9 protein-coding genes are annotated in these 12,429 nt (G+C 62.7%); 2 read left to right on the forward strand and 7 right to left on the reverse strand.

The features are described from left to right. The first annotated feature begins 6 nt into the window (after positions 1-6). Positions 7-951, forward strand: a complete 945-nt coding sequence (locus tag CWO89_RS13255; protein WP_130579070.1) for a malonate decarboxylase subunit epsilon — start codon at positions 7-9, stop codon at positions 949-951. A gap of 167 nt (positions 952-1,118) precedes the next feature. Continuing rightward, positions 1,119-2,021 carry an alpha/beta fold hydrolase gene (locus CWO89_RS13260; protein ID WP_130579072.1) on the forward strand — a complete coding sequence of 301 codons (903 nt, stop codon included), beginning with the start codon at positions 1,119-1,121 and terminating at the stop codon, positions 2,019-2,021. Between the two features lie 40 nt (positions 2,022-2,061). Here the strand turns inward: CWO89_RS13260 and CWO89_RS13265 are convergent, their stop codons facing one another. From CWO89_RS13265 to CWO89_RS13295, 7 genes are all read right to left on the reverse strand, one after another. After that, complete coding sequence (locus tag CWO89_RS13265) at positions 2,062-2,769, reverse strand: hypothetical protein (RefSeq protein WP_130579074.1); 708 nt, start codon at positions 2,767-2,769, stop codon at positions 2,062-2,064. Positions 2,770-2,850: 81 nt separating this feature from the next. Continuing rightward, complete coding sequence (locus CWO89_RS13270; RefSeq protein WP_130579076.1) at positions 2,851-5,694, reverse strand: ATP-binding protein; 2,844 nt, start codon at positions 5,692-5,694, stop codon at positions 2,851-2,853. 491 nt (positions 5,695-6,185) lie between these two features. Continuing rightward, on the reverse strand, positions 6,186-9,119 hold the full coding sequence (locus CWO89_RS13275) for an ATP-binding protein (RefSeq protein WP_130579078.1): 2,934 nt from the start codon (positions 9,117-9,119) through the stop codon (positions 6,186-6,188). A 43-nt stretch (positions 9,120-9,162) separates the two neighbouring features. Next, the gene (locus tag CWO89_RS13280; protein WP_130579080.1) at positions 9,163-9,429 is read right to left on the reverse strand and encodes a hypothetical protein; all 267 of its coding nucleotides are present in this window, start codon (positions 9,427-9,429) and stop codon (positions 9,163-9,165) included. 65 nt (positions 9,430-9,494) lie between these two features. Then, entirely contained in the window at positions 9,495-10,550 is a 1,056-nt protein-coding gene (locus CWO89_RS13285) for an AraC family transcriptional regulator (protein WP_130579082.1), read from the reverse strand. A 385-nt stretch (positions 10,551-10,935) separates the two neighbouring features. Further along, positions 10,936-11,460, reverse strand: coding sequence for a FlgO family outer membrane protein (locus CWO89_RS13290; protein ID WP_130579084.1), 525 nt, complete (start codon positions 11,458-11,460; stop codon positions 10,936-10,938). 470 nt (positions 11,461-11,930) lie between these two features. Beyond that, a partial coding sequence (locus CWO89_RS13295; RefSeq protein ID WP_130579086.1) for a CBS domain-containing protein occupies positions 11,931-12,429 on the reverse strand: 499 nt, incomplete at its 5' end.

Here is a 12,429-nt window from a genome sequence, read left to right on the forward strand (position 1 = left end):
CTGGCTATGAGTCTCGCAATCCTCTGCTCCGGGCAAGGACGGCAACATCGCGATATGTTCGCCCTGACCGGCGATGCGCCGGAGGCCGCCAGCCTGTTTGCCCATGCGGCGACGCTGCTCGGCGGCCGGGATCCGCGTGAGATCGTCCGTAGCGAGAGCGCGGAAGTGCTGCACCGCAACCGCATCGGCCAGATCCTCTGCACGCTGCAGGCGCTGGCCGCGGCGTCTGTGCTGCGCGACCAAATGCCGGACCGCCTCATCGTTGCCGGCTACAGCGTTGGCGAGGTGGCGGCCTGGGGCGTCGCAGGCCTTACGAGCATGACAGATACGCTCGACCTGGTGGCCCGCCGCGCGGAAGCGATGGACGCCGCCACGCGGCCCGGTGACGGAATGGTCTTCGTTCGCGGCCTTCCCCGCGATGCCATCGACACCTTGTGCGAACGGCACGATGCCGCTGTCGCCATCGTCAATCCGGGCGATGCCTTCATCCTGGGCGGAAGCCGCGCAACATTGAACGCGCTCGCCGATGACGCCAAGGCGATGAATGCGGCCAGGGTCGTCGACGTACCGGTGGAAGTTGCCTCCCACACCGCGCGGCTTGCCAAGGCGTCGACGGAATTCCGCGACAGGTTAAGCCATGCTGCCGTGACGGCATTGCCGGCCGCCGGCACGCGGCTCCTGAGCGGAATTGACGCCGCGCCCGTCATCGATGTCAAAGCCGGTCTCGACAAGCTGGCGGCCCAGATCTCGCAGACGGTGCAATGGGCCGATTGCCTGCAGGCCTGCATCGAGAGCGAAGCGACGGTGTTTCTGGAACTCGGACCGGGCCGGGCGCTGAGCGAGATGGTGGCTGGCGCCTATCATGACGTCGCGACGCGATCCCTGGAGGACTTCCGGACGCTGGACGGCGTTCGCGCCTGGCTGACTACCCATCTGGATATTCGGTTCTGATTCAATCGGAACCGAATATTTTCGGTCGCCGACGCGCGGCTTCTCACGCAAAGATTATCGTCATGCGGGCATTACGACGGTTCGTCGTTGGTAGCGAACATTCGATGAGGCATTTATATGACGCACATAATTGCAACTGACACCCCGCGCACGAGGAGATTCGGCGAATGACGATTCCTGCAGCCGAGACGTTTGGTGCAACCTGGCCCTTTGCGCCGCACTATTTTGACGGGAACGGCTTTCGTATGCATTATGTCGACGAGGGCGACGGCGATCCCATCGTTTGTCTGCATGGTGAACCGACCTGGGGCTATCTATATCGACACTTTATTCCGCCGCTTTCTGCGACGCACAGGGTGATCGTTCCCGATCACATGGGCTTCGGCAAAAGCGAGACCCCTCGCGATCGCGCGTATTCGCTGAAAGCCCATGTCGACAACCTTACGAAACTCATCGAAGCGATCGATCTGAGGAACATCACCCTGGTCATGCAGGATTGGGGCGGACCGATCGGTTCGGCCTTCACACTGCGACACCCCGACCGCGTCAAGCGCTTGTTCCTCCTCAACACATTGGCGGGCTATGGCAACGCGGAGTTCGATGCGCTGACGCCCTGGTTTCAGTTTGTCCGCAAGCATTACGAAGCCGGCACGCTTGGCGAGGTGTTGGGACACCTGGACGTCAACATTCTCAGCATCATGAAGATCATTGGTCTTGAGAATCTGTCGGCAGTGAATTCCGAATGGCTCGCGGCCTACGGTTCGGCCTTTCCAGCAAAAGAGGACTGCATCGGAGCGATCGAGTTCCCGCTCGACGTGCTGCTCGGTCGGATTGCTCCATACGTCGTTGAAGGCTTTCCACTCGTCGACAATCTGAAGTCAAAGCCAGCAATGCTCGCCGTTGGTATGAAGGACAGAGCTATCTCGCCGGCGGTCCAAATCGCCGACTTCAGGGGAATATGGCCGGACCGGCCCATCATCAAGCTGCCCAATGCCGGCCACTTCAGCCAGGAGGATGCGCCAGATGTCCTCGTTGCCCTGATTCAGCTCTTCGTTCAGGGCAAGGAGTGATCGCGCACGCGGCGCGACGGTCGACGCCGCTCGCTGGCTGCTACTCGAATGACGCGTCGAAGATCTCGATGTCGATCAGCGCGGGCTTCGTAACCAGCGTGCCATCGGGCTGACGCGACAGGCAGCGCCGGAGCGTGGGGATGACGATTTCGTTGAACTTCTGATGCGCCCAGGTCAGGTGCGCGATTGCCACGCCCGCCGCCTGGTAGTCCAATCGCCGCTGAAGCCCATCGTCATCGAAGTAGAAGATCTGCTCCCGGGAATGCGTAACGATGGTCGGTGGAAATATCGCGCGGAGACGTCGCCAGATCTGGCTGCCGGTGTTCCAGGGAGGCAGTTCTTCGGTCTCAATTTCCGGTTGCGCCAGCAGAAATGGGATCGTCAGACAGTTCCAGAGCGAGAGGCCGCAAAAATAGGCCAGGCGCAGATCGTCCCACGGCATCTCGTCGTGGTGATCCGAAAATGCCGTCTGCGGGTCGCGGCATGATCGCAGGATCTCGCCTTGCAGGCTCTGGATGGCAACCCAGTCGGGCTGGTACAGGCCGCATCTGTCGGGGGCGGTGAAGCCGGTGAATTGCAGCGTCTGGACCTCGGTCGAACCTTCCATGACCATGTCCTTGAGCCGCCCTGCATTGCCGATGCGGGAGAACAGCGCGCCATCGATGGAAAGGTGGACGGTGAATCTCTTCAACCGACGCCATCGTTCCAGCCCACCGCAGGCATCGAGGGCGTCATCAAGCAATGCCATTCGCAAATCCCGTCTTCGACCAGCCCCAAGATCGTACAGAGAGCATGGCCCAGCACGAGCGAATTTGCGCGTTAGATGTTGTTAGATGCGCGAAACCAGCTCATCGAGCAGTAGTTTTACGGACCTGAGATCGGCGCTGTCGAGGCCTTCACTGTATCGTGCATAAAGCGGAGCGATCAGCGCATGAGCCTTTGCTGCATCGCCCTGTTCATGCCAGAGCCGTCCCAAGGTGGCGGCGGCCCGCAATTCCCATCCGAGCGCACCTTGCTCGTGGGACAGCTTGAGCGACTGCATTAGATAGGTTTCGGCCTCGGATGGACGGGCCGAGGACGCCAGGACGTGTCCCTTGACGCGGAGCATCTCCGGCAGGTCGAACGACTGTCCGGCGCTGTCGCGCTGCGCGATCGCCTCGTCGATGATGCCGAGTGCCTCCTCGTATTGCCGCACCTGCACCAGGCCTTCGGCGAGCGCTGCCGCGAACACCGTGCTCAGGATCTTGTGCCGCGTCTGCCGTAATGTTCCGGCGCCCTGGCGGAGCAGCTCGATGCCGATCTTGGGCTCTCCGCGGCGGACCAGCAGTTCGCCCTTCAGTCCGAGTCCCACGGCCTGGTAGGGCCCGAGAAAATGCCTGGCCGCATGATTGATGAGACGCTCGATCAGCTTGTCGGCATCGTCCCAATCGCCGAACCAGAGAAACACGTAGATCGACCATATCAGGCCAATGCCGATCGTGAGCGGCTGCTGTGTGCGCTCGGCCTCGCTGACCGCATATCTCGCCGCCTCGATGGCGCGATCGGGGCGCCCAATCAGCCAGAGGCTCCGTGCAAGAGCGACCAGCGCAATGATCCGGTCATCATATCCCAGACGCTGCATGTGGATGTGCAGGCGAGACGGATCATGGGTCGTGGCGCTCTCGCACTGCAAGACGGCGTCGTTCTGATTCCCGATCAGGTGGTTGGCGACCCCGAGCATCCATTCCGCGGTACGGATGGCGGCGGCATCGTTCAGTGTTCTGGCGACCACCACGCCGCGCTCGCCCATCACCAGCGCGCCACGATAATCGCCGATCCGGGTGAGATAGATGTGAAGCTCCCGCAGCAGCCAGAGCTGCCAGTGCAGGTCGTTATGGGACTCTGCCAGTTCCAGGCTGCGGGTGAAGGCCGTATGGACTTCCTCGGTGTTGCCTTGCGTGAACATCAAGGAGACGCCAAGCGCGGCCTGAAGCTCCATCTCCTGGCGCGGGTCGGCAATTTGCGGATCAAACCCCGCCAGCGCCTGTCGCGCCCAGCGATGGCATTCCGTCAGCAGCGAAAGCTGGAGGAAGAATTGGGCGGCCGCCGCGGCAAGCCCGATCCCGATCGCGCGGTCGCCCTGGTCGGAGAAGCTCCAATCGAGGGCGGCGCGGACATTGTCGAGATGATCGGCATAGGGAGTGAAGCTGTCGCCGGTCGAGAATGCTGCTGTTCTCGCCGCGATGCCCGCAAGGAGATCGCGGAAATAGATCGCGTGACTACGCGATATCCTTGCGGCTTCGCCGCTTTCCGCAAGCTTTTCCGCCGCGAAGGCGCGCGTCGTGTCGAGCAGCCGATAGCGCACCGGCTGAGCCGTCGACGGCAGCGAGATCAGCGACTTTGCCACCAGGTTTGCGATCGCCTCGACCGCCTCGGCTTCGTCGGTCCCATCGTCGGACGCCACCGCAAGGGCGGCTTCCAGCGTAAAGGTGCCGGCAAACACTGACAGCCTGCGCAGCGTAACGCTTTCGGCAGGCGTCAATAGCTCGTAGCTCCAGCCCAGCGCCGCGCTCAGCGTCTGATGCCTGGGCACCGCGGTGCGCCGGCCCTGCCACAACAGCGAGAAGCGACTGTTGAGCAGCGTGGCGATGCCCTGAATTCCGTAGGCGTTGACGCGACCGGCGGCGAGCTCGATCGCCAGCGCAATGCCATCGAGCTTGCGGCAGATTTCCGCCACCACCGGCGCTTCGGCATCGCCGAGCTCGAACCCGCCGAGGCTCGCGGCGATGCGTTCGACAAACAATTGCGCCGCGGGATAGGCCAGCACGTCGGGAGCCGTGATGGTGGCGCGCTCCGGCGGGCAATCCAGCGGAAACAGCCGATGCACCTGCTCGCCTTCGGCGCGCAGCGATTCGCGGCTGGTTGCCAGGATGGAAACCTCCGGCGCCTCGCGGATGATGCTTTCCGCGAGCATCGCCAGGCTTTCCAAGAGATGCTCGCAACTGTCGAAGATCAACAGCATGCGTTTCTCGCGCAGAAACGCCAGCATGCTCGGCAGCGGATTGTCGGAGGAGACCGAAAGCCCCAATGCCGATGCCAGCGCGCTTGGCACCAGGCGCTTGTCCCGCAGCGAGCCGAAATCGACGAACCTGACCATGCCGGCAAAAGCGCCAAGCTGACGGTGCCCCACCGCCAGGGCGACGGTGGTCTTGCCGATGCCGCCCGGTCCGACCACCGTGACCAGGCGGTGGCGTGCGAGCTCGGCTGCAATCTTCTCGATCGTTTCAGTGCGCCCGATCATCCTGGCAATTTGCGCCGGAAGGGGAGGGCTACCGGCCGGCGTTGCGGCAGGCTCGGTCTCCGTACGCACGATCGGCGCGGTGAAGCAATAGCCGCGGCCGGGAACGTTCACGACATATCTCGCGCGAGACGCGCTGTCGCCGAGCACCTTGCGCAGCGCGCTGACGTGGAAGCGGAGGCTGCCTTCGTCGACGTTCACATCGGCCCACACCCGCGACACCAATTCCCGTTTGCCGACGACCTCGCCGGCGCGTTCGGCAAGGAAGATCAGGATGTCGAGCGCGCGGCCTCCGATATGTACGGGATTGCCGTCCTTTTCGAGCAGTCGCGCTTTCGGCAGCAGTCGGAATGGTCCGAATGCCAGTGCAGATTCATCGCTATTGTCGCTCTGCACGCGCTACCTGCCTGCTGCGAGAGCCGCCTTTGGCCCAACTATGATTTGTGCCCGGATTAGGGTGCCGGTTTGGACGGGGTTTCCTATCACGGGAGCGGCTTGCGGCGAACGAGCCATGATCCACGCCGGGTTCCCAAAAGCGTGATGACTTTTCTTGCTCCAGGCTATCGCTATCGTCTCTCGCCAGAGCCAGCAACCCGTTCGAAAGGCAAGCCGCGAAAGCCGCGGCAAGCGGATGATGTATGGAGAGGAAAGGGGGGCCGTCCCGGGGATGGGGCGGGGGGATAGGACGGCCCCCGTGGGCTCGTTGCCTTGGGAGGGGCGCTGCGAGCCCATGGCGCAAGCTGGTGGTCTTGAATGCTTACGCGACAGACCATGCCGGATCGGATGGCTCGCGTCTTTCGGATCTGCACCTTCATTTCGAGTTCGCAGGATCGCGGTTGCCGGATGGACGCAAATCAATCGGCATTCTGACGAATGCGTTCAGAGCCTTACCCCCGAACGGCCAGTCTTGCGTCCGTCGACGTATCAGGATGTTGCGAGCTCAGCTCATCCAATAGCGCCCTTGCCGCCCTGAGCGCGGGGCTGTTGAACCCCTCGGTAAAGCGGGCATAGGTCGGCGCGAGGAGCTGGCGTGCCTCGGCGGCGCGATCCTGCCCGAGCCAAAGTCTCGCGAGGCAGGTCGCGGCAACCAGCTCCATGGCGAGCGCCGATTGGCGCCGGGCCAGGTCGATCGACTCCTTGAGGCAGCGCTCTGCCTGCTCCAGATCAGGGCTCCTCGCGGAGAGCAGCACGTCCGCCTTTGCGCGCAGGAGCTCGGGCATGCAGAACATATCCTTGTTGTGCCCGACACGGGCGATTGCCAGATCGATCGTATCCAGCGCCTCCTTTTCCTGCCCGATGGTGGCGAGCGCTTGCGCCAGCGCGATGCGGAAATCCGCGAGCGAGCCGTATCGATGGCTGTGCATGACTTCGAGCGCGCCCCGCAGCAGCGCAATCCCGGTCTCGACCTGGCCTTGCGCCACCAGGACAACGCCTTTTGTCCCGTAGCCAATCGTCTGGTACGGCCCCAGCGCGTGCTTGCTCGCCTCCAGGATAAGTCTGTCGGCGTATTCTTCGTAATTCTCCGTCTCCGAGTTCCAGACAAAGATCGAGAATGCCCAAAGCAGCGCCATGCAGAGCTTGGCAGGATGACCGATACGCATCGTGTCGGCGATGGCTCGCCGCGCCGTGTCGACCGCCTGATCGGGATATCCCTGAAGCCACAGGATCCGAGCCAGGGTGATCCGTGCGCGACTGAAGTAGTCGTAGTTCAGGGGATCATCGACATCAGGTTCCGATCCCGGCAACTGCAACAACGCAGATTCCACATAGGACCGGGCCAGCCGCGCGTCTCCAGCAAGATGGCAGGAGACACCGAGCGCAATCCGCATATGGGCAAGTTTAATGCGGTCGCCGTGATCGGACGCGACGGCTTCGCCTCGTTTGGCGAGCGCCAGGGCTTCCGTGAAATTTCCCGCCCTCATCTGGAACACGTGAACCCGCTCGATCAGGCGAAGCTGGCTGGGTACGTCGCCGATTTCTTCGGCTATTCGAAGCGCTCGCGTCAGAAAGGCGTGAACGTCGTCGGTGGTCCCCTTTGTGAGCAACAAAGCCAGGCCCAGGGCGGAGTGAAGGTCGAGGTCGTATTTCGGGCTGTGATTTGCCGCTTCAAGCTGTGCGATCGCGCGCTTGGCCCAGAGCTGGCACTCGGCGAACAGGGACAATTTGAGGAAAAAAGGCATGGCCGCCGCAGCCAGCGCGACGCCCGTTGCGCAGTCGCCGCGTTCGGAGAAGCACCAGGTCAGCGCCGCGCGTATGTTTCCGAACTGGTCGGCGATCGCCGCAAAGCGGTTCGATTCCGATGAGGCGGTCGAGCCGTTGCCGATCTCTTGCAGCAGATGCAGGAAATAGCGGGCATGCCGCCGCGCCGTCGCATCGGCATCCGTGCTGTCGGCAAGCCGTTCCAGGGCATAGGCCCGTGCCGTATCGAGCAGCCTGTAGCGCGTCGACGTGCCGCTTGGCCCTGCCGCAAGCATGGATTTTGCAACAAGGCTCGCAACGGCCGTGATCACCTGTCCATCGTCAGCGTCCTCTGCGCCCGCGACCGAGCGGGCGGCTTCCAGGGTGAAGGTGCCGGCAAACACGGCCACCCGCCGCAGCACCATACGCTCCGGCTCCGACAGCAGCTTGTAGCTCCAGTCGAGCGTCGCGCGCAGGGTCTGATGCCGTGGCAGCACGGCGTGCTGTCCCTCGCCCAGGAGCTTGAACGCGTCGTTCAAGAGCGCGACCGTGTCCTTGATAGTGGAGGCGCTGGCGCGGCTGGCGGCGAGCTCGATCGCCAGTGCAATGCCATCCAGCCTGCGGCAGATCTCGCCGACCAGGCGCGCGTCCGCGTCGTTCAGTTCGACGAAACGGCCGCCACTCGCAGCCGCGCGCTCCACGAATAGCTGGACTGCGGAAAAGGCGAGTGCCTGCGCGGCCGTCAGGCCTGCGTCATCAGGCGGGCTCAAGAGCGGCTGCAGACGGTGAACATGCTCGCCCTCGACCCGCAGCGACTCCCGGCTGGTGGCCAGGATATGGAGCTGCGGCGCCTCCGCATAGAGACGTTCGGCCAGCGCGGCCGATGTCTCGATCACATGCTCGCAACAATCCAGTATCAGCAGCATCCGCTTGTCGCGAAGCAGGTTCACCAGACTGTCGGAGGGATCACCGGCCTGGCCGAGGAGGCCGAGCGCCGAGGCGACGACATTTGGAACGAGTGCGGGGTCATGGAGTGTCCCAAAGTCGAGGAAGCGGACCGCGCCGGCGAACTCTTCGAGCAATTCATGGCCGACGGAGACCGCCACCGTGGTCTTGCCGACGCCGCCGGGGCCGACGACGGTGACGAAACGCTCGCTCCTCAGTTTGGCCGATATGTCGCGAACGGTCTGGTCGCGTCCCACCATTCGCATCGGCCGCGCCGGCAGATTGTGGGGCGGTTCGGAGACCGGTCCGATCGAGGACTGTTCCTGATCGTTCGGATGCGAAAGCCGTCCGACGAAACAGTAGCCTTGCCCCGAAACCGTGGTCAGGTATCTCGCGCCCGCCTCGCCGTCGCCAAGCGCTTTCCGAAGGCCCGCGATCTGAACCCTGAGGCTGCCTTCATCGACGATGATGTCGGGCCATACCTTGGCCAACAGGTCATTCTTGCTGACCACCTTGCCCGCACGCTCGACCAGAGCGATCAGAAGATCAAGCGCCCGGCCGCCGAGCTGAATCGGACTGCCGTCCTTCTCCAGCGTTCTTTGCCCAGCATGCAGCCGAAACGGACCGAAGCAAACGGTCCCCGGCGCGGCCGAACCCCGACCGGCCTCGCGGACGGCACGTTGCGTGCGGTCGCCCATGTTCGGGACCTCAATCAAGCAAGTGGCCGACGCTCTCCGTCCTTCACTGCATCAGCTTGATGCGTACCGGAGCAGCAGGTCGCGGTGCCCGTCCGAACTCCAAATGACCTGAGATCGTCGAGGGACCAATTACGGGCATCATATTGCTTTCCGGACGCCTAGCAACCTTAGCCAAAGGTGTTACACGATAACCGAAGGTGTCACCCGACAGCTCTGCGTCCGACAGGTCGAAATAGGAATAATATCGCTCCGCGCGGCAAAAGCGGCGATGCGCGGCGCACGCTGCCACGGCGGTGATGCCGATTTTCAATCGAATGATTGCAAATGACTATGGGGCGGCCGGTGTCGCAATTTGCGACACCGCCTCAGGTGCTTTCACAGCGAAGCGTGACCGCCCGCAGCAATGAGATGATCCGCGCGCCGTACTTCAGCCCGTGGCCGGCGGAAGGGAATCTTTGTCCGGACGCTCTGGTCGATCGGCGAGGGCGATGCGCTTCGGCTGGCGGTGCGCCAGCGCGCCGGCGTTTCCCCGGTGATGCGCTTGAAGACGGTCGAGAAATGCGCCTGGGTGCAGAAGCCTACCGCCAATGCGACCTCGGCGAGGGGCGTCTGGCCGTCGGACAGGATCGACTTCGCGCGGTCGACGCGCCGATGCAGCAGATATTCGCGCGGACGGAAACCTGTCGCTGCCCGGAATTGGGCCGCAAAATGCATGCGGGAGAGGCCGGCGGCCTTGGCCAGATCGGCAAGGCTGACGCTGCGATGGTAGTTTGCGTTGACATACTCCTCGACACGCCTGAGCCGCCATTTCGGCAGCGCGTTGACCTTGCTTCGCGGCGTCTCGAGCCTGGCGATATGCATGGCCAGCGTTTGACCAATGCAGCGGGTGAAAGCCGGGTCCCTGGCATTGCCGCGCTCGATCAGCGCCCTGCCGAGCTGCTCGGCAAAGGAGTCCCGCAGCAGGATCAGGTCGCCCAGATCTTCGCCGGTCGAGCAGGACTCCGCCGCGGCGCGGTGCCCGCGAAGATAGTCGGCGGAGACATGGAAGTGCAGGAAGTCGTAGGGGGCGTGAAACTGCGCACCGAGCTGGGTCGAAGGCGCCGTGACATGCAGGGTGCCCGCCGGCATGACCCCATCGAAGATGATCTGCCGTCCCCGTGTCAGGGTGAGGCGCGTGCTCTTCAGGGCGATCGCCACCACATATCGACCGGGCGGCGTTGCCGCCTCCTCGTATCGGGAACCGTCTTGCGAACCCGCCCAACGCGAAATTGCGATCTCCCCGATCGCAGCCGCATCATCCGGTTTCAGATCGCGCCACCTGTGCTCCTGGCGGAGCCCTTCGGTGTCAGGATGGACGTGGTGCGTTTCCGAGCCGATCGGAAGGCTGACGTGAGGGTGGCCCAGCCTCTCGTTGAAAGCCTGCGTAAGCATCGCTCATCCTTTCTAGTTTCAGTCGGCCTGCTTCATCGCCTGCGACTGAGGAACTTTGCGAATGCAACAGTTGCGATGCTGAAGAGCATATGCCCTTCGCGCTATGATGCTCGTTATAGATGCTTAGCGGGTGTTAGATATTGCAAAGGGCCGCAGCGCGGTCGCCCGCGCGTCGAGACGAATTTGCTTTAGTTCTGAAAGAGTTGGTCGAGAATAAAACTGTGAGGGAAGTCGTTAGTATGCCCCTGCGTATACCTTCGTATAGCTTTCGGGTTATCCGCCTCAACGCATGAGCCGTCAGAAAGTTTGCTTCTCTTCTGAAGAAAAAATATCCGACCATATTGTAGGGATTGTCGGGCCTCTCCTGCGATGACGCCGCGTCAAGTCACATCGACAGCAGCGTGGTCGTCGTCATCTGTGTCTTGCGCATCCAGGCGATCGGCAAGGTGGATTGAAGCGAGCTGGAAATGCGGGATGTGACCTGATCCTGCAACTTTAGTAGATCGGCCGCGCTTCCGTCGAAGCGATCCGCCCACAACTGCTCGCCGCTTTCGGCGTCGACCAGGCGCGCATTGACGCGAAGCTGGTCGGCGGAGCGAAGCACCGAACCGAGCAGCAGGTAGCGGACATTCAGCTCCTGACCGATCCGTTTGGGGTCGATCCTCTGGTTTCTGTCTGTCAGTGCCGAGCCGCCGGTGATGACGACAAGAGCGGGGATGTTGACCGACAAGTCGGTCGTCAGGTTCTCGACGACCGCATCGCCGAAATAATTCTGCGCCGGATCGCCACTGAGATTTTCGAAAGGCAGGACGGCAATGGAGAGGCGCGGCGCCGGCATCACCACCTCTCTGCGGCTGATCCAGTCATTGAGAGCCTTGTAGGTCGTCCAATAGCCGGTCAGGCCACCCAATACCGTCCCGACCGCGGCGAGCCCGGCTATTCCCGTGACGATGCGCCTTGTGCGCTGATGCCAACGCGGCGCAAAGCGCCATCCACGCGCGATAGCTTGCGGTCGCTCCGACAAGATGCCCGGGCTGCCGGCCGTTATCGTCTCGCTGTCAAATGCTCGCCCATCGTTGAGCATGGCGATAGTCCGATCTTGAACGAATTTCCGTGCGGCGGCTGCGTTGAAGCCGCGCCATACTTACGCGAAGGATACGCCAGCCGATAAGGCTTCGCCAGAATGCGCAAGAACTTTTCGTTCGATCCGGAATGTCGGTCGTACTTTTTCGATATGCGCTTGCCGTCGATCCTCGACGCATCAATCTTGATGCGCCCACGTTGCGTGCATTTCCGAAAGAGATCGGCCGCTTTCGGAAGATCGCTTCACGAGGCGTAGCTAGAAATCACGGAATCGGCAGAGCTCCCGGAGGGGGCGGTTCACCTCGCCGCCCCGACGTCTTCCGGCGGCTCCACGTAGTAGCCCGAATAAGTATCCACGAAGCAGAGATGGTCGTGGACCGCCTTAACGCCGGCGGTGTTCTCGGCGAGCACGATGGCCGCCTTGCGCGTGCTGTCGTCGAAGATGACGCCATGGAGATGAACGACACTGTTGCGCACGGTGACCTGGAAGCCGGCGGGCCGCCAGTCCGTGTCCTGGATCTGACGCAGGATACGATCGCGGATATGCTGGTCGTCAGCGGTCGGGTTGGGGATTTCCTCGGCGAGGCTCGCGACCGCCTGAAGGATGCTGGCGCGGGTGATGATGCCGACGAGCATCTTGCCGCTCATCACCGGCAGGCGCTTCACACCCTTCTTTTCCATGATGCGCACGAGCTCGTCCAAGGGAGTCTGCTCGTCCACCGTGATCGGATCCGGTGTCATGACGTCCTCGACGTGACGCCCGCGTTCATGCACGAAATCGATCGCCGCGCGCGGC

The sequence above is a fragment of the Bradyrhizobium sp. Leo170 genome (genome assembly GCF_004296405.1).
In the GTDB taxonomy this organism is placed as follows: domain Bacteria; phylum Pseudomonadota; class Alphaproteobacteria; order Rhizobiales; family Xanthobacteraceae; genus Bradyrhizobium.

Excerpts from the sequence above, each read along its gene's own strand:
- CWO89_RS13255 (WP_130579070.1), top strand. The coding sequence starts at position 7 with ATGAGTCTCGCAATCCTCTGCTCCGGGCAAGGACGGCAACATCGCGAT.
- CWO89_RS13265 (WP_130579074.1), bottom strand. The coding sequence starts at position 2,769 with ATGGCATTGCTTGATGACGCCCTCGATGCCTGCGGTGGGCTGGAACGA.
- CWO89_RS13285 (WP_130579082.1), bottom strand. The coding sequence starts at position 10,550 with ATGCTTACGCAGGCTTTCAACGAGAGGCTGGGCCACCCTCACGTCAGC.
- CWO89_RS13260 (WP_130579072.1), top strand. The coding sequence starts at position 1,119 with ATGACGATTCCTGCAGCCGAGACGTTTGGTGCAACCTGGCCCTTTGCG.
- CWO89_RS13275 (WP_130579078.1), bottom strand. The coding sequence starts at position 9,119 with ATGGGCGACCGCACGCAACGTGCCGTCCGCGAGGCCGGTCGGGGTTCG.